Source organism: Ruminococcus sp. MSJ-25 (genome assembly GCF_018917825.1).
GTDB classification, from domain to species: Bacteria; Bacillota; Clostridia; order Oscillospirales; family Ruminococcaceae; genus Hominimerdicola; species Hominimerdicola aceti.
Window position 1 is genome coordinate 14,533 of record NZ_JAHLPI010000011.1, and the last position, 17,656, is coordinate 32,188.

The 17,656-nt window shown below is 40.9% G+C and carries 23 protein-coding genes; 16 read left to right on the forward strand and 7 right to left on the reverse strand.

Annotated elements, in window-relative coordinates; all coding sequences use genetic code 11:
* Nucleotides 1–39 precede the first annotated feature (39 nt).
* Entirely contained in the window at nt 40–801 is a 762-nt protein-coding gene (locus KQH97_RS03130) for a hypothetical protein (RefSeq protein WP_117878541.1), read from the reverse strand.
* A complete protein-coding gene (locus tag KQH97_RS03135; RefSeq protein WP_117878543.1) occupies nt 788–1,288 on the reverse strand; it encodes an RNA polymerase sigma factor in 501 nt (166 codons plus the stop codon). Before KQH97_RS03135 ends, KQH97_RS03130 begins: the two co-directional genes overlap by 14 nt.
* Before the next feature lie 236 nt (nt 1,289–1,524).
* Here KQH97_RS03135 and KQH97_RS08845 point away from each other — a divergent pair, with 236 nt between their 5' ends.
* From KQH97_RS08845 to KQH97_RS03210, 15 genes are all read left to right on the forward strand, one after another.
* Nucleotides 1,525–2,874: a recombinase family protein gene (locus KQH97_RS08845; RefSeq protein WP_260647692.1), complete on the forward strand. Its 1,350-nt coding sequence runs from the start codon at nt 1,525–1,527 to the stop codon at nt 2,872–2,874.
* A gap of 55 nt (nt 2,875–2,929) precedes the next feature.
* Nucleotides 2,930–3,205 carry a type II toxin-antitoxin system Phd/YefM family antitoxin gene (locus KQH97_RS03145; protein ID WP_242989039.1) on the forward strand — a complete coding sequence of 92 codons (276 nt, stop codon included), beginning with the start codon at nt 2,930–2,932 and terminating at the stop codon, nt 3,203–3,205.
* Complete coding sequence (locus KQH97_RS03150; RefSeq protein ID WP_117859717.1) at nt 3,205–3,513, forward strand: type II toxin-antitoxin system RelE/ParE family toxin; 309 nt, start codon at nt 3,205–3,207, stop codon at nt 3,511–3,513. Before KQH97_RS03145 ends, KQH97_RS03150 begins: the two co-directional genes overlap by 1 nt.
* 111 nt (nt 3,514–3,624) lie before the next feature.
* Nucleotides 3,625–4,554: a recombinase family protein gene (locus KQH97_RS03155; RefSeq protein WP_216552676.1), complete on the forward strand. Its 930-nt coding sequence runs from the start codon at nt 3,625–3,627 to the stop codon at nt 4,552–4,554.
* On the forward strand, nt 4,502–6,115 hold the full coding sequence (locus tag KQH97_RS03160; RefSeq protein WP_367614653.1) for a recombinase family protein: 1,614 nt from the start codon (nt 4,502–4,504) through the stop codon (nt 6,113–6,115). The genes KQH97_RS03155 and KQH97_RS03160 overlap by 53 nt, the downstream gene beginning before the upstream one ends.
* A 57-nt stretch (nt 6,116–6,172) precedes the next feature.
* Nucleotides 6,173–7,102 carry an amidoligase family protein gene (locus tag KQH97_RS03165; RefSeq protein WP_216552680.1) on the forward strand — a complete coding sequence of 310 codons (930 nt, stop codon included), beginning with the start codon at nt 6,173–6,175 and terminating at the stop codon, nt 7,100–7,102.
* Between the two features lie 10 nt (nt 7,103–7,112).
* Nucleotides 7,113–7,601, forward strand: coding sequence for a gamma-glutamylcyclotransferase family protein (locus KQH97_RS03170; RefSeq protein ID WP_117859748.1), 489 nt, complete (start codon nt 7,113–7,115; stop codon nt 7,599–7,601).
* Between the two features lie 13 nt (nt 7,602–7,614).
* Nucleotides 7,615–7,875: a hypothetical protein gene (locus KQH97_RS03175; RefSeq protein WP_117878553.1), complete on the forward strand. Its 261-nt coding sequence runs from the start codon at nt 7,615–7,617 to the stop codon at nt 7,873–7,875.
* 693 nt (nt 7,876–8,568) lie between these two features.
* Entirely contained in the window at nt 8,569–8,841 is a 273-nt protein-coding gene (locus KQH97_RS03180) for a hypothetical protein (protein ID WP_216552682.1), read from the forward strand.
* 13 nt (nt 8,842–8,854) lie between these two features.
* On the forward strand, nt 8,855–9,106 hold the full coding sequence (locus KQH97_RS03185) for a hypothetical protein (protein WP_118125335.1): 252 nt from the start codon (nt 8,855–8,857) through the stop codon (nt 9,104–9,106).
* 20 nt (nt 9,107–9,126) lie between these two features.
* Entirely contained in the window at nt 9,127–9,810 is a 684-nt protein-coding gene (locus KQH97_RS03190; protein WP_216552684.1) for a hypothetical protein, read from the forward strand.
* Nucleotides 9,774–10,364 carry a hypothetical protein gene (locus KQH97_RS03195; RefSeq protein WP_148303547.1) on the forward strand — a complete coding sequence of 197 codons (591 nt, stop codon included), beginning with the start codon at nt 9,774–9,776 and terminating at the stop codon, nt 10,362–10,364. The genes KQH97_RS03190 and KQH97_RS03195 overlap by 37 nt, the downstream gene beginning before the upstream one ends.
* 46 nt (nt 10,365–10,410) lie before the next feature.
* Entirely contained in the window at nt 10,411–10,644 is a 234-nt protein-coding gene (locus KQH97_RS03200) for a hypothetical protein (RefSeq protein WP_038670746.1), read from the forward strand.
* Between the two features lie 43 nt (nt 10,645–10,687).
* Nucleotides 10,688–11,398 carry a hypothetical protein gene (locus tag KQH97_RS03205; protein ID WP_216552686.1) on the forward strand — a complete coding sequence of 237 codons (711 nt, stop codon included), beginning with the start codon at nt 10,688–10,690 and terminating at the stop codon, nt 11,396–11,398.
* Between the two features lie 27 nt (nt 11,399–11,425).
* A complete protein-coding gene (locus KQH97_RS03210) occupies nt 11,426–11,656 on the forward strand; it encodes a hypothetical protein (RefSeq protein ID WP_117859263.1) in 231 nt (76 codons plus the stop codon).
* 190 nt (nt 11,657–11,846) lie between these two features.
* Here the strand turns inward: KQH97_RS03210 and KQH97_RS03215 are convergent, their stop codons facing one another.
* On the reverse strand, nt 11,847–12,302 hold the full coding sequence (locus KQH97_RS03215; protein ID WP_216552688.1) for a hypothetical protein: 456 nt from the start codon (nt 12,300–12,302) through the stop codon (nt 11,847–11,849).
* A 73-nt stretch (nt 12,303–12,375) separates the two neighbouring features.
* Nucleotides 12,376–12,522 (reverse strand): hypothetical protein, encoded by a 147-nt coding sequence (locus KQH97_RS03220; protein ID WP_181982541.1) that lies wholly within the window; start codon nt 12,520–12,522, stop codon nt 12,376–12,378.
* A 94-nt stretch (nt 12,523–12,616) separates the two neighbouring features.
* Here KQH97_RS03220 and KQH97_RS03225 point away from each other — a divergent pair, with 94 nt between their 5' ends.
* Nucleotides 12,617–12,979, forward strand: a complete 363-nt coding sequence (locus KQH97_RS03225; RefSeq protein ID WP_118160249.1) for a hypothetical protein — start codon at nt 12,617–12,619, stop codon at nt 12,977–12,979.
* A gap of 10 nt (nt 12,980–12,989) precedes the next feature.
* On the opposite strand, the gene KQH97_RS03230 is transcribed toward KQH97_RS03225, so the two are convergent.
* From KQH97_RS03230 to KQH97_RS03240, 3 genes are read right to left on the reverse strand one after another with little or no spacing between them, the layout of a single operon-like run.
* A complete protein-coding gene (locus KQH97_RS03230) occupies nt 12,990–13,745 on the reverse strand; it encodes a metallophosphoesterase (protein WP_216552690.1) in 756 nt (251 codons plus the stop codon).
* Nucleotides 13,742–15,508 (reverse strand): leucine-rich repeat domain-containing protein, encoded by a 1,767-nt coding sequence (locus KQH97_RS03235; protein ID WP_216552692.1) that lies wholly within the window; start codon nt 15,506–15,508, stop codon nt 13,742–13,744. The genes KQH97_RS03230 and KQH97_RS03235 overlap by 4 nt, the downstream gene beginning before the upstream one ends.
* A gap of 17 nt (nt 15,509–15,525) precedes the next feature.
* A complete protein-coding gene (locus KQH97_RS03240; RefSeq protein ID WP_216552694.1) occupies nt 15,526–17,541 on the reverse strand; it encodes an AAA family ATPase in 2,016 nt (671 codons plus the stop codon).
* Nucleotides 17,542–17,656: the final 115 nt, after the last annotated feature.

The window sequence follows — 17,656 nt, forward strand, 5'->3', positions numbered from 1 at the left end:
AACGGCTCACTTTGAACCGATGTGGGGAGCTTTTCTGTCTTACTTTGTAATAGCCGAAAAATCGGGCTCACCTTTTGTTATGATGCTGAAAATCAAATCTGCCGTTTCTTGACTTACCGCATCTGCATCGCTTTTGTCTCCATAACACTCCACATAGACATTCGTATTTCCAATAGAGAACGAAGCGAAGAATATTGCGGATTGCTCACCTCTGCTGTTGGGACTGGTAACAAAGTATCCCGTAGTGACAGGAATTCCGTTTACCGATGAGCTGCTTTCGTTTCCTTCCAGAACCACATCGCTTATTGGAAAATTATCCTGGGCAAATATGATTGTCGCATCACCGAGTTTTCCTTCGACTCGGAGCAGCTCCCCGTTTTCCTCTCGGAAAGTTCCGATGGCTGATCTTCGTTCAGTGGTTTCAGGAAGTATGGCGTCCAATTCTGCATCTGTCAGTTTACGCGATGAAACGGGATAGCCGACATGAATACTTGCCACGTTGGTACTTCCGATGTGATAGACAATGGAGTCACCGTTTGCAAGATTAACAGTATAACCTTTAGAACCAAACCATCCCATATTGCTGCCAACAATTCCTGTTACTGCGACTATGGCTACCAGGCAAGCGGCAACTGGAATCAGGAACTTTTTGAAATTCTTTCTCTGTGACATATAGTTCACCTTATCCTTTCTGTCATGAACAGAACGGTTCTTCTCTAAAATCGCAGAAAGCATACGATCATTTGCAGAATCGCTCGGTTCGATTTTGTCCCAAGAAGTAATGATTTTATTGTTCTTCATCGAAATCATCACCTAACCTTTCTTTGAGGATGGCACGAGCCTCGTGCAAATAATTACGGATTGTCGATTGCGGCTTTTTCAGGATGCCTGCGATTTCCACGCTGGTATATCCTTCATAATAATACAGATAGACCACGGTCTTATACTTTTCGGGGAGTTCCATAACCACTTGGAAAATATCATCTGTTTCGATATTTTCTGAGCTGGGGAGATTGTAGAAATCCTCGATGTTCTCGTGTCTGCGCCACCAATGCCGCAGGACATTTTTGCAAATGTTCGTGGCAGTTCTGATAAGCCATGCCTTTTCGTGTTCTTCGCTTTCAAAAGCGGGACCGCTCTTGATTAGCTGGAAGAATGTATCCTGAACTGCATCCTCGGTATCAGCAGGATTTTTCATGTAAGCAAAGCAGACGCGATAAACAGTTTTACTGTGGCGTTTGTAGATCTCCGCAATCTCTTTGTCCGTACGCAACAAAGATTTTGACATCTTGCCTTGCCCTCCTTTCACTACTAATACAATTGAGAACGCCAAAGTGTCGGATAAAAAAGAAAAAATATCAGAAACCATTATAACGCCAGTTTCTGATAGCAATATGATAAAATTGAAAATTCCGAGCCTTATCTACGGAAAGGTTACAAAATTTGAACCCGTCCGAGAAATTTGAACCCGTTTTTCTGTAAAAATAAAATTGTATCAGAGACGGCTTTTAGATAGATGAGGGAATAACAGGTACTCGTGAGGACAAGCGTGATGAATTTCAGCGAATGATAAGCGACTGCCGGAAAGGCAAGATAGACAGGATATATACAAAGTCTATCAGCCGATTTGCCCGAAACACCAAAGACTGCCTAAAAAGCGTCCGAGAACTTAAAGCTCTTGGGATTACAATATTTTTTGAGAAAGAAAATATCGATACTGCCAATATGACCGACGAAATGATGATCACCATCATGGGCGGTCTGGCGCAGGAGGAGTCCACTTCGATTTCACAGAATATGCGGTGGAGCATAAAAAAGCGAATGGAAAACGGTACATTTGAGCTGTCATGCCCTCCATACGGATATATCAAAGAAAATGGAAAGCTTGTGGTCGATCCTGCTCAGGCACAAACTGTTCAGAATATATTTTCATGGTATTTAAGTGGTTATGGAATAATATCAATAGTAAACAGACTAAATCACTTTAATACTCCTTGCTGTAAAAGGAGCAACAAATGGCATATGTTTGGGGTAACATACATACTTACAAATGAAAAATATACCGGAAATACAATGTTTCAAAAAACATATTCAGGCACTACCCTGCCCATTCAGCGGTATAAGAATAATGGTGAGCGTAACAAATACTATGCAGTCAATACTCATCCTGCGATAGTATCACAAGATGATTTTGACAAAGTACAAGCTCTTATGTCAGAAAAAGGCGAGATATTCTACAAAACTGAAAAACAGAAATGTGTTCTGAGAAAAATAATGAAGTGTGGGCAATGCGGCAGTACTTATATACGAAAGAAAAGCCGTGATAAGTATTACTGGTCATGCCGAAAACATGATTTGAAAGCCAGTGAATGTTTTTCCAAACGCATACCCGAAAGCGATATTTATTATGCGTTTATCAGAATATGCAATAAGCTGATAAGTAATTATACTCAAATTCTCATACCTCTTCAAACAGCATTACAATACTTAAAGCTGAAAAAATTCAGCGGTCAAACTCAGGTTATGGATATACACAAAGAAGTAGCCAAGCTCAAAGAACAAACTCACGTCCTTGCAAGACTTAAAACAAAAGGCTTTCTTGACGAGGCTAAATACATTGAGCAGACTACTGAGCTTACGGCAAAGATCAACAAACTGCAAGCAGAACTGAAAAAGCTTACACGCTCAGACGATGAGGACGAAACACTTGATCAGATAGATATGCTGATCGACTTCTTTGAGAAAAGAGAAAATCCTATGACAGAGTTTGAAGAAACGGCATTTGAGAGTATAGTTGAGAAGATTGTGGTTATAGATCAACATGAGTTGGAGTTTCATTTGATCGGCGGATTAAAATTCAAAGAAAATGTATAAAGCACATTGACAATTTAGCATAATTATGATAAAATATATTCAGGAGGCGATGATTATGGATATGAATATGATAAGACCCGTTTCGGATCTAAGAAACAATTTTGCGGATATTTCAAAAACCGTGCATGAAACTGAACAACCCGTCTTCCTCACTAAAAACGGATATGGCGATATGGTCGTTATGAGTATGGAGGCTTTTGAGAAAATGCAGTTTGAAAGCGACGTGTATTTCAAGCTTGCAGAAGCTGAAAGAGAAGCTGAGGAAACAGGCGAACGTTTTTCTTCAAAGGATGTTCTCAGCGCAATGAAAGCGGCGGCGAGAGGAGAATAATGTATACGATTGAATATTTACCGATTGCCAGACGCGATATGGTCGATATTGCAAAATATATCGGCGTAAAGCTTGCAAATCCGGATGCCGCTGAAAGACTTGCGGAGAAAATGGCTGAATCTGCCGAAGATTTGGCAAATATGCCGTATAAGTGTCCGATGTATATTCCGGTCAAGCCTTTGAAGCATGAGTATCGTAAGCTTATAGTTCATAATTATATTATGTTTTACTGGATAGACGAAGATAAAAAGCTTGTAACGATAGCGAGAGTTGTGTATTCCGGACGAGATTATGAAAAGTTGTTATAACTGAATCTAAATGCCTTGCAAGTCAAATCGCAAGGCATTTTTTTGTTGCTATTGGTAATAGCTTTTCAGGGAAAAATGTGATATTCTTGTAGTCTGAAAGGAGGCAACGTCATGGCAAAGAATCGTACAATCCCATTCGGTTACTGTATGAAAAACGGTGAGATAACAACCGAACCCAAAGAAGTATACGCAGTTGTTACAATATTTGACGAGTATCTGAAAGGCAGAAGTTTGTCTGAGATTGCAAAGCTTATGCAAACAGAGAAAATTCGCTACAATGCTGTTTCGGATAAGTGGAACAAAAATATGGTCAAGCGGATCATTGAAAATGATAAGTATTTAGGCAATGATACATACCCGCAGTTGATCACCGAGGATATTTTCAAGAGAGCAAACGAAAAGCGAGTAAAGAAATCAACAACCATAAATTTGATATCCGATGATTTACAGAAAATCAGAAATCGTACATACTGTACCGAATGCGGTCACAGACTTTCACGGATAGGCGGCAATTCAAAGTATGAGCATTGGGATTGCAGAAATCCAGATTGTTACAAGCTTGAATATAGGCTTACAGACCAAATGATAATAGGGGCAGTTCTGACTGTTCTGAACTCGGCAATAGCTAATCCGAGTTTGTTGGAATCCGGCGGCGAGATAAGCACATATTCACCTACTGCGGATATAGTCCGTAAGCAAAATGAGATCAATCAGATGACAGATTCTTCGCAGATTGATTTTGACAGAGTAAAAGCAGAGATCTTCAAGCTTGCTGAAATGAAGTATGACTGCTGCACTTACAATGACAGTCCGCAGAAAACAGAGAAACTAAAAGAATTACTTCAAGGTCATGAACAATTAAACAGCTTAGATATTGGCTTATTCAAAGCGTGTGTTTCACGAATCTGGATAAGCCATTTTTGCACCATTGAGGTTGAGTTTATCAACGGAGTACACATCAAAAACATTACTGAAAGGAATGACAAAAATGTCCACAGCGCCGAATGTAACGGTTATACCTGCGAAAGTGCAGACAGCTGAAAGTCGCAGTAAATACCACCAGTTAAGAGTAGCGGCATACTGCCGAGTATCTACGGCTCAGGAAGAACAGCAGAACAGCTATCAGGTCCAGATCGCATATTACACCGATCTTATCAACAGAAAAAAGGAATGGACGCTTGCGGGGATATTTGCAGATGAGGGTATAAGCGGAACTCAGACAAAGAAAAGAACCGAGTTTAACCGCATGATAAGAATGTGTAGGAACAAAAAGATAGATCTTGTGATCACCAAGTCAATATCAAGATTTGCACGAAATACCGTGGATTGCCTTGAATATGTCAGACAGCTTAAAGACTTAGGGATCGGCGTTATCTTTGAAAAAGAAAACATAAACACCTTAACTATGACATCGGAATTTATGATAGCTCTGTATGGAAGTTTTGCACAGGCAGAATCGGAATCCATAAGCAAAAACGTAAGCTGGGGCAAAGAAAAAGCCTACCGTGAGGGCAAGGTGCAGTTTCAGTATAAATATCTGCTCGGATACCAAAAAGGTGAAGACGGAAAACCGGAGATAGTACCCGAAGAGGCTGAAACAGTAAGGCTGATATATACGCTGTTTCTCGACGGATACAGCATGAGCAGGATAAAAAAGCTCCTCGAGAACAAAGGCATTTTGACTTCACAGGGAAATAAAGTATGGAACGAATCACTTATCCGCAGCATTCTGAAAAATGAAAAATATGTAGGTGACGCACTCCTGCAAAAGACATATACGCTTGACTGTATTACGCATAAGGTCGTAAAAAATTACGGCGAACGCCCGATGTATCTTGTGACAGATCATCATGAACCCATAATCGACCGTGACACATACAATAGAGTTCAGCAGGAGCTTGCAAGGAGAAGTTCAAAAAGAAAGGTATCAGATAAAACTATCACCGAACAAGGAAAATACAGCAGTAAATATGCACTTACGGAACTGCTTATCTGCGGAAAATGCGGCACGCCTTACCGCCGTACAACGTGGACTTCAAGAGAGAAAAAGTTAATAGTTTGGCGATGTATAAGCCGGCTGGAACACGGCAGAAGATACTGTCCCGATTCGCCAACGATAAAGGAAGAACAGCTCCACAAAGCTATAGTACGAGCGATAAATAACTACTATTGTGGTAACGACGTTGAAAAGATCTTAAAAGCGAATATCAGCAATGTGCTTGAATGTCATGGGCAGGAAGAGATCGCAGCGATCGAAAAAAGGCTTAAAGAGATCGACAAGGCAAGAAATGATCTGATAAGCCTCATAGCAACAGGCGGCTGTGATGAGGACAAGCTGGACAGCGAGTTTGAAAAGCTATATGAGGAAGAGCAAAGCCTGAGTGAAAGACTTGCAATGCTGAAATCAAAAAATCAAACTTCCGCCGAAACTCAAGCCAAGCTTGATAAGATAATAGATATGATAGAGCATGAAAAGTTTGAGTTAGAAACATTTGATAATGTGCTTATCAGAAAGCTGATAGAATGTGTGAAGGTTCTGAACAAGGCGGAGATACTGGTGATCTTTAAAGGTGGGTATGAGGTCAGAGAGGAAATTGAATGATATGAAAAAAACGGCTTGCGATATATTCGCAGGCTGTTTTTGTTGGGAGGTGTAACATTGTCATCAAACTTTGACGGCATAAAAACGAGGAAATACGGCATTGAGATCGAAATGACTGGACTTACACGAAGTCAGGCGGCAAAAGCTATGGCAAATGTCCTTGACGGGCGTGTTGAACACGAGGGCGGGTACTATGATAAATATATTGTGACAGACTCAAAAAACAGAAAATGGGCGATAGTTTATGACGGCAGTATCAACTGCTATAACTCAAACGGAGACAGAGCGTCTACGTCTTACAGCGTGGAGATGAACTCTCCTGTGTTGGAATATGAAGACATACCGCTTTTGCAGGTATCATCTGCCCGTGAAAGCTACTGTCACAAGATGAATAAGCAGTTCATAGAGGACATAAACCGCAAGAAGCCCAAAGATATGGAGGAGATAAAAAGGCTTTGGTATCGTGGAAGAATGAGCGAGCAGTTTCAGCATTATTCAAACAGCCGATATGTGATCTGCAATCTGCACAGCTTTTTTCAGCACGGACATTATGAGATAAGAGCGTACAACGGTTCTCTTCACGCAGGAGAGGTAAGAAGTCAGATAGTGCTTGCGTTAGCCATAAGCAATGCGGCAATGACCAAGAAATACTGCTCTCCTCACGTTTCGCAGAGTGATAATATGCGGTACAGCTTTAGGGTATGGCTTTTGAATCTTGGACTGATAGGTGAAGAATTCAAGAATTGCAGGACACATCTTCTGAAACATCTTGAGGGCGATATTGCCTGGCGGCACCCTGAGGATGGAATTGCTGCAAGGGCAAAGCTGAAAGAAAAACGTGAGCTGGAGCGGCAAGCCGCCCGTGAGCAACGTGTCGAGCTTGTAAGCGACAACAGCACGCAAGTCGAAAATGTACCCGAAGAACACATTGAGCCGTCAGAAAGTGAATGTGACGAATTTGAAGAAGAATTTGAAATGAGTATGTAAGGAGGAAAACATGGAATACAAAAGATTATACATTGCCTATGGCAGCAACATCAACCTTGAACAGATGGCGCATCGCTGTCCGAATTCAAAGGTTGTAAGCACAGAAATGATGCAGGGCTATGAACTTGAATTTCGTGGTGTGGCAACGATCGTACCGAATGAGAAGTCGGAAGTACCCGTTCTGATATGGGAGATAGACGGACGTGACGAACACAGTCTTGATAGGTATGAGGGATTCCCGAATCTTTACCGCAAGGAGTTGTTTGATATAGAAGTCAACGGCGAAAAGAAAGAGTGCATGGCGTATTTGATGAACAAAGGACAGATCTCTCCGCCAACCAGTTATTATTACAATGTTATAAAGCAGGGATATGAGGCGAACGGTATGGACACAAGCTATCTGAGGGCGGCACTTGAAAGGTCGGTTTGCAGTCAGCATTTTGATGATGAACCGGACGAGGATTTTGAAGAAGATAATGATTTTCAGATGAAGTTTTAAGGAGCGTGGTCAAATGAGATACAAAGGATTTTACATAAAGATCTCACCCGACATAAACATTAGCAGGGTCGACAAGAACGGCAGAGATGTTCTTTGCGAAGGATTTTTAATACAGGTTTTCGCAGACGAGACCGAACGTGTTGAGATCGACAGCTTTTCTGCGGCTGTGGGGTTTGAGATACTGGAGAACAGCTTTGCGGAGGCGGAACAGTTTGCCAAGGATTTTGTTGATTGTGAGGGGAAGGAATATATAAAACGACAGCTGACTCGGTAGGATAAGACCGCTTGATAGATGACGTCAAATTGGCATTTTTATTGTCATCTATTTTATAGTAGCAACACAAAAAGCTCGCAGACTTCTGCGGGCTTTTTTTGTTTTATCTTGACAGTTTTGGCTATGGTATGATATAATCGAAAAAAAATCAGAATGTCATAGGGTGGTAGAGTTTATGAAAAGGCACGTTTTGATACTTTTTGCGGTTGTCATTTTCACGCTTACACTTGCCGGCTGCTCGTCTAAATATGATGCTGAGGACTTTATCGGAAGCATTCCTAGTTTTTTCATAACCCTGTAAAGACTTTCAAGACAGCGTGTATACCCTTGTTTCCTGAGACGATGCCATAGTTCGGGAAGCTCAAGTGTCGGGTTCCGTTTGTGATACCTTTTGATAAGATCTATTTCTTCCTTGGTATGCTCATTGGGATGATGATGCGGTCGGCGTGATTTAACTGCAAGGGACTCCACACTTCCGTCCCAGCGTTTCAGCCAGAAATATATATATGAACGTGATTTATTGTATTTTCTGCTCGCTCGGCTCACTCCATATTTCTTTGCGTAATTCATTAAGGATTGACGAAACTTCATATCTTGTGTTATAGTTTAGATATTAGAGTGATTGTTGAACCAGGCGGTGAAGGGATAGTAACTGGCTTTCCTATTAATCGCTAATTATGAGAGGAGATTAAAATGGTAAAAGACGCATATGATATGTTCTTCAAAAATATCTCTATGCAATTTCATGACGACTCTCTTGTGAATGCTCTTGTGCAAGATGCTGAAGAACTGGCGAAATATGGAGAAAAACGGGTGGCTCTTGAAAATTTTTTGGAGAACGTTTTAGCTAATGAGGTTACGATTTCAAAAGAAGCTGTCACTTTAGCAGAAAAAGCATTCAGTGATGCTCCAAATGATTATGATATAGAGCTAATAAACGAACTGAAAAAAACCGATGTTACGTAAGGGGATGATTTGGATGCCAATGGACAAAAAAGATCAACTTGCAGAATTAATTTCAAATGCGGAAACTTCCTTTTATAATGGGCAATTACAAGAGGCGTTCAGTCTTTCTTTATCAGCTATAAAACTCGATGAGAACTGTGCAGATGCGTATCAGTGTGCTGCAAATGTTTGTATGTCACTCAGCAGATACGAAGATGCAATTGAGTATTATCAAAAAGTTCAAATATATATAATGTTAATAACGCAAATCGAAATGAACTTATAGTTAGTAATATTGTAGACTCAATGTCGGATTCAGATATTATGAGCTTTTTGACCTACCAGAATGCTGGTGGAATGAACACCGATTTTACGAGTGTCAAAAGTGCGTTGAAATGGGATCCGATTTATTACAGCAGAACTGCTAATGCTAGTTATGGAATTGGTTTAGCAGCAGTTATACTCAATGATGAGGCTATGGGGTATAACTCTAAAATTATTTTTATTACTGACAGCAGTGTATCAGTTGACAGTAGATTTCTTAAGCTTGCAATTAATAACAAGATACCTATTTACTTTTTCTGTATTGGTGATTTTAATACAGCTGCATTGATAGGTTATGCACAGCTGACAGGCGGCAAGGTATACTCTGCTAAAACCGCTGCTGAAATAAATCAAAGCTGCAATGAAATAGGTCCTAAGACCTTTGTTGGAGAAACAGACACTGATGGTGACGGTTTTACAGATATTGAAGAAATGAGCGGACTTATTGTAAGCTCAAATTGCAAAATTGTTAATACCGATTATATGAAAGCTGACACGGATGATGACGGCCTTGATGACAATGAAGAAGTCGATGTTGAACTTACGAAGGTTGAAGTACCTGGAAAGCAGGGCAATCCTTCAACGTTCAAATATGTGTTATGCATATTAACTAATGTGGGGGTGTTGATATGTTTGCACCAAGATGTCCATGGTGTGGAGAAATAATTCCAATAAACTTCAAAAGAAGAGAACTTCGTTTTATGACGGATTTTTGTTCAAAGTGCGGACACGAGATCAAACTAAAAAAAGACAGCAGGCAATTCTGGTTAAATGCCTTATGCAATGCATCTTTGGTCGCACTGCCAGCTATTAAATATGAAAATACAGTTTCTTCACATATAGGTATCCGTACTATAAGAAGTTTCGACCACCCATATGTTAAAGTCAGCAAGCATTATGTTCCCGAAAAAAGAGCAAAATATAAAATAGTATGGGATCAGAAGAATGTCAAACACCCTAATTTTTGGATCATAGAAGATACTGTCATAATACTGTGTTTTGTAGATAAAAATGATATCGCAATTTCGCCGATGATAGCCGCAGCTTTATACACTATCGAAAAGGTCGATAAATGCACCTCGAAAGGGATACTTTCTTTTGTAAAGTATGGACTGCTTGACAAGGACTATGCTGCGGGGACAAATTTTCTTGTATACTGTGAAAATAAAGTTGTCGGCAGAGGTGTTCTTGAAGATGATATACATTATCCGTCATTTTGAAATCACAGTAAATATATAACATAAATAGTGCATAGGAGAAATGAATATGAGAGTATACTGTCGATGTGGAAATATGCTTACAAATCAGCTTGACCCTAACGATACGGAATATTATGTTTATTCAGACAGAGAATGGTGTGAGATACAGAAAAACGAATACATACACGTTTTGGACATTCCCTATCCTCGCTATAATGTTTGGCATTGCGAAAAATGTGGCAGAATAACTTTGTTTGATGATTCTTACAATTTAGTAAAAGTATATAAGCCGGAAGAATAGTCGTTTAAGATCATAACACAAACTTTGCCCTCGGAGAACAACATTGAAACAGCTTTTAAATTTCGAGATACAAATTTACGATATCATAAAAACGTCCTGCACAAACAGCACGAACACCCCCTCGCCTGCCTGCGATAACCTTTACAAGACTAGGTTTATTTTTGCTGACGGCGAGACGATATTTTCCCCTGCACATTTTTGTCAAAAACTTAAAAGCCGTGGTTTGCAGGGCGTTTCGATTGTCCGAAACGGCGATCAACTTGCCCTGCCCGAAAGCGCATTTGAGTTTGATAAGATTTGCTTTTTTGAAACAAAATTCAAAAGCAAGCATAGCATTTGGACGATCAAAAGAGTTTGGCAAGACACCCATTGGTATGTAACATACCGTGAGATAAGCGGAGTGAAGAAAGCGCTTTTTTACAAGGTCTGCCCAAGCAGTCCCGATATCAAACAATGTATATCCGATCTGAAAAATGCGATACAAAGCGCACAAAAGCTTTGCGATACTATCGGCTATCACGGCTTTGAAGAAGATTTTCAAGAAGCCCACCGTCTTTTGAATGATACCGACCGCCTTGACAACGTGCTGAACGGCGCTTTGTCCGCCTGCGTTTTCGCAGGAATGGGAAGCTGGAACGACGAAGTTGCGGCGATATGCGAGGATAAAAATATCCCCCAGCACCAATACACCGAGGTCACAAACGCCCTGTTTTCGGCAATTTTGAATGTTGTATGCGGAATATGCAGCTACTAAAAATATACAATTTATAGGAGAGATAATATGAGATTTGTATGTCGATGTGGGAATATGCTCACAAATCAGCTTGACCCTAACGATACAGAGTATTATGTGTACTCTGATCGTGAATGGTCTGAATTTGAAAAAAAGGGGTGGATATATTTTTTAGATGTTCCATATCCTCAATATGATGTATGGAGATGTGAAAAATGTGATAGAATATATTTATTTAAAGAGAATAAGGTTGTAAAAGTTTATAAGCCGGAAGAATAAAAGTTATTTGATTTCTGCTTTGTTAACAATGCTATTAATTGGATACCTTTAAAAAGCTTTGTCATTAAAATTAGAATATAAAGACAGCCGTACTCATAAAGTGAAAGTCAAGGGCGGGGGATTTTTTAGTCAAGCACACCAAATCCGGTGGGCTTCTCTCGCGGGTGATCGTCACGATGCTGTCACCTCCCTACCATAGTCCTATGCTGTCGAACAAATGCCGTTGTGAGATGTTTTCGGCAACTCTTATCATTACTTTGTCATAGTCTGACATAAAGCTGTCCACATCTTCTATGGCGGTGAAGCCGCTGTTGTTCAGGACTTCTGTGAGCTTTTGTTTATCCTTGGTATAGGCTATATAGGCAGTTTGCAAGGACCTGTTATTTTGCACTGTGATAAGCTGTGAATATGGTATCTTGCTGTTTTGCAACTGCTTTTCTATGGCTTCACTATCGCCCGAAAAGACTTTGAGGGGCTTCCCTTTTGTGGCTGTGATAAGATAGCCTTGGTAGGTGAACTTTTTCTGAGCAGACTTTATGTGAGATATCACAAAGCTTGCGTCTGTGCGGTACGAGCGTTCAAATATCTGCACGGTTTTGTTGTACCATTCTTCGTTGTTCTTTTCAACTGATTCTGATGTTACCATAGACACTTCCTTTCGTTATTCGGTCAAGCAAGGGCGGAGTGTTTTACACTCTGCCCCTGACCGACCGAACAAATCAGAGCTTTGTTACACCCCATATAACGATCTTTGCGCCGATGTATCGTGCTTCGATTATTTTTCTCGCATCATTGGTGTTGTATGCTGACACGATCTCCTGCGTTCTGCGACCGTCAATGGAAAACTGTACATTGTATTGTGCCATAACTTTCACCTCCTTTGTCTGATATAATCATAGCACAACCTATGTGTGCAATTTTGGACATAGGAAGCGGTATTATCATATTGAGTTGAATAATATGATATACAAGGGAATATTCTGGCTTATCGAGGGTGAATTATATACAAAGAAGTTAGAGTGCGACAAATCGGGAAATGTTATTGGTGACGGCAGTGGACTTAACTCAAAGTCGGGGGATAATTTCAATCACAGGCTGACTTGGGAGGGACTGCCGAAAAACGTAACACATGGGCAAGAGTACAATTATTATCCTCGGGGCAGAGTGGAAATAAAGGGCGGCAAGGCTGTGATATATCTTAATCCTGCGCTGAACAGTGAGGAGATGTTGGCGGAGCTTACAAGGCTGTTCGGGCTTGATGAACTTGATTTTGTGAGGGTCAAAAATGACGGAAGCAGGCACTACAGGGCGTATGCTCCATAGTGCCTGCGCTTTATTTTATCTCATAGATATCGTCATAGAGAAATCTCACGTTGCCCACAGTACGATCTAAATGGAAATGTCCGCAGAGCCACATTTCATAGACAAGCTTATTTCTTATTTTGGAAAGAAACTTTTCGTTATCATAATGCCGTTTGAAGCACTTGGCGGTGTTCAGGTCGGGGATATAGCGGTCTGTTGGTCTATACTCATAGGGGCAGGTATGGGTTACAGCATAGTCCACTTTCCAGCCATACTGCTCGAGATTGAATTTTGCTTTATCTTTGACCACTTTTTGAGGCTTATCGGGGATAAACTCTATGCCAAAGATATCTGACCGCCACTGTTTATTCTGCATACAAGCTCCGCCTATGGTGAGGATAGCTTTATCCTCGATAACAAATATCTCGCCGTCATTGGCATAGAGGATATTGGGATAGGCTTCTTCATAATCACCTTTGCCACAGTTCCATATTTTCTGTTTATAGCTGTTATCGTGTATCTTGCCATTTGTTATATGAAGATGCCAACGCTCTGATTCTGTATAGGTTGTGTAATTCAGTGCGTCAAATTCTCCTCGGACGCAGAGAAAATTTGTGGGGATAGCCGCAAGCTGTTTTTTAAGGCTTGTGGCAAACATTTCATATGTGCTTGATAGTCCGGTATCTCCGAGGAGGATAACTGTATCGCTTTTACTAAGCTTCTTATCCTCATGGAGCTTTTTTATTTTTGAAAGATCTCCGTGGAGGTCGCCAACTACATATATCATCTTTTACGCTCCTCACATAGTCTAAGTCTGGTGATAAGGTTCATTGGAAGTTCTTTAAGGCTGGGAGCGTATTTTCTCATAAAGAAAGTGTCCTCTATATTATAGGCTACATCGTCCTGATCGCAATCGAACTCCTCATCGTCACAGTAAATACAGTACATATCCACATCAGGCAGGTATGTTTCTATGAACGAAAAGAGTATGCCCTCTCGGTGGGAAAGAATATATTCAAGCTTCTTTCGGGTGTTTCCGCCAATGGTGAAATGGTGATAAGATTCACCTACATGGTCGCCTGCAGGGAAGCTTGAAACATATACATCTTTATAAAAAGCTGTTATATGCCAATATCTGTTCATTTCATCATCATATTTTCTGTCGGGGTTGCCTTCCTCATACCTTACAGCTCTGTTATAAAGCTCTTCTATTTCTTCAAGCATTTCTTCGGTGGTGAAATATTTTATTTTTGCAGGGTTGTTGCCTCCCTCAGGAAAACACTTGCCTATATCCAGCTTGCCGTCCTTATAGCTTTTGATATGATAGCCTTTTGGTATTTTCCAATCCTCGTGGCCTTTGAATATTATTTCGGTCACTTCTCCTGTTTTGCCTGTATTAAGTCCTATGTCCCAGCCATTTTCAAGGGTCTTTATGGTGGTAGGGAGAACGAGTTTTTTAAGGCTTTTGCAGTTGTCAAAGGCATTACACTTTATTTTCTCAACGCCCTCGCTTATCTCGATATTTTTTAAATTGATGCAGTTGTCAAATGTATAGCTTGTGATCTCTTTGATACAAGGCGGAATGGTTATGCTTTCAAGGCTCAGGCAATTATCAAACCACGCATCCATTTTGGATATTTTGTCGCTGTTCATGGTAACTTTTTCAAGAAATTCATTACGGGCAAATGCAAAACGGTCGATACTCTCAACGTTTGGTGGGATAACTATTTCTGAGATATTAGTGTTTGAGAAGCTTTCCTCGCCGATAGCTTGAAGAGAATTTGGTAATATCACCTCGTCAACAGGCATATTCTGAAAAGCATTATCGCATATAAACGTAACGCCCTCGGGTATTCTTGCAATAAAATCTTCATATGGGTCTTTTCGGTTAAGGATATAATCTGCGTAAAGCTCTTTGGCATTATATCCAGTAAAAACATATCTTTCGCCGCCATACTGCTCATTGGCACTTATTACGCCATACTCTACGAAGTGTTGTGCTGTTGGCTTCGTGGCAAAGGCAGAAAGGTCTATAGGCTCGTGGGCGTAGCAGCAGTCGATCTTTATATCAGGGTTTGAGAGTATAGTCAAGTCAAGGTGTTCGTCTTCATAAAAGCTCTCTGAACGTGCAAAAGCGTCTCTGCCGATATATTTTACGCTCCTCGGTATTTCGATGCTGTATATGCTGTTAGGGTCAGGCAGACTTATGCAGTTATAGAAAGCACGGTCGCCTATATATTCTATAAGGTCATACTCAAACTCGACATTGTGGAGGGATACACAATCCTCAAAGGCACTGTTGCCTATGTATCTGACCTGTTCAGGAAAACGCACCTCTCGCAGGCTGCAGCTTTTAAAGGCGTTATCCTCGATAACTTCCAGGGACGCAGGGAATATTACATTGTCGATATCCATATTTTCAAAGGCGCTTTTTCCTATCGTTGTAAAGCCCTCCGGTATCATAAATACTTGATAGCCCGAGTTATAGGAAGTCTTTATCTGATGAGCTACCATTCTTTTTGCCATATCCTGTGTAAAAATTTTTGCCATAAAAAATTATCCTTTCTTTATCTGTTAAATCCTATATGCTTTGGCTCTTCTTCGAGGGTATCGTCCTCGGTGAGGTCAAAGTCACGGGCTTTTAGGGTCACGATATCGTCCATTGTCATGGTACTGAAATTCTGCCTTGTGAGCCTGAGTGCCTGACCAAACAGTGCTCCCTCTATAAGATTTCTTGCAAACCTGCCGTTGCCGAAATTCGGCTTCTTGCAGACCCTTTCAAGAAAAGGCAGGAGCGTTTCGTCAACGTCGTCGGCAAGCTTATGTTCATTGTTTTTTGCCATAAGATGGACGATACTAAGAAGCTCCTCGGCGGTATAGTCCTCAAAATTGACATGGAACGCTATCCTTGACCTCAGGCCAGGGTTGCGGTCGAGGAAGTCGTTCATTTCCTTTGGATAGCCTGCGAAAATGACTACCATATCGTCACGGTTGTTCTCCATTTCCTGCACGATAGTGTTTATGGCTTCATCGCCATAAGAGCCAGAGCGATCATCGCAGAGGGAATAGGCTTCGTCGATAAAAAGCACTGAGCCTTTAGCTTTCTTGAACATATTCTTCACCTGAACGGCTGTCCAGCCAACATATTTTCCAACAAGGTCGGAACGTCCGCACTCGATAAGGTCGCCTTTGGAAAGCACACCGTTTTCTTTGAGTATTCTTGCAAACAGCCTTGCAACTGTGGTCTTTGCTGTGCCGGGATTGCCTGTGAACACCATATGCATGGCTGTTCGGCTTTCTTTCATGCCCTTATCGGCAAAAATTTTCTGCGCCTTTGAATATGTTATCGCCTTTTCGATAACGCTCTTGGCGGAATCAAGTCCGATAAGCTCCTGAAGCTCGCTGTAGGCAGAGCCTTTTATTTCCTTGGCTTCTTCCCTGTCATAAAGCTTTTTGAAGTTTGAATACTGGGGATAGATCTTTGTTTTCAGGACATTTGAATACCAAGTATCGTACATACCCATAAGCTCGCTTGCTCTATATGGGGTATCCTTTGCGCACAGGGAAAGGAGGTCTTTATCGCAGGAGGTATTCTCTTCTCTGCAAAGCTTTCTGAGATATTTATGTGCATCTTCGTTTTCTACAGTATCGTCCGCAAGCTTCACGAATGTGATAGCGCCGAGCTTTTCTTCCACGGCGTCAGGGAGAGAAGGTCCGTCATTTGAAAAGGTAAAAATAAACTGTATCTCGTTTTTGTAGGCATTGATGAGGTCAAAGAGGATATCAGGGATAGTTTCATCGGCTGTACAATTATCGCTGTTGGTACACTTTAAACCACAACAATTCATTATGATGGTAGAGCCGCTGCAGACACGGAACAGTTCACGGATATCTGAGCTTCGGGCTGATAAATTATAAAGGTCGAGGACGGTATATCTTGCACAGCCTAGTCTGTTATTTGAATACAGGACGCTTACAAGGGTATCGGCAAGCCTATGGGCATTATCGCTTTGGATCAAATAATGTACCGGTATGCCTTTTGTCACACCGACGCTGTTCTTTCTGAATATTCTCTTAAGCTCAGGTTCAAAGGTATCTGAGCAGAGATATTTTTTTGCTACGGCGAGAGCGTCTTTTTTATCAATGGACTTTGTGATATTTTCGCTTATGTACGATCTTCTATAGTTACTGAACAGGTCGTCCAGTTCATAATCATTCAGCAGGTCTTCATCGAACTTGAAATTATCATGATAGCCGTTGGGGATCATTCTTTTGAACGTTTCCACTGTTATTTCCTCGAAGCTTATATCCACGCACTCAAGCTTTATAAATGAAAAGAAGTTCTTTACATAGGCTTTTACGTCGGCCTCAATGTCTGTCATCATTACCCCTATGATCGCCTGATCTTTTACGGCGCTTGATATAAAGGCACAGCTTCTGTTGGACATGGTACGTGCCATTTCATTGAACTCGTTTATAAGCTGGTTTTTCTCATCAAAGAATGTATCGTACTCTTCTTCATTATCTCTTGTTCTTCTGATAATAGACTCTTCGAGTATACATCTTGCTCTGTAACAACGCATAAAAATCCGCCTCCGTGGTCTTTTCTCATTCTTGTTTTTCGTCTGTATCTGCATTATAGCACCTGGAATGTTCAAAAATGTGGACATAGCGGAAGTTTTTAATATCCGAAATTTT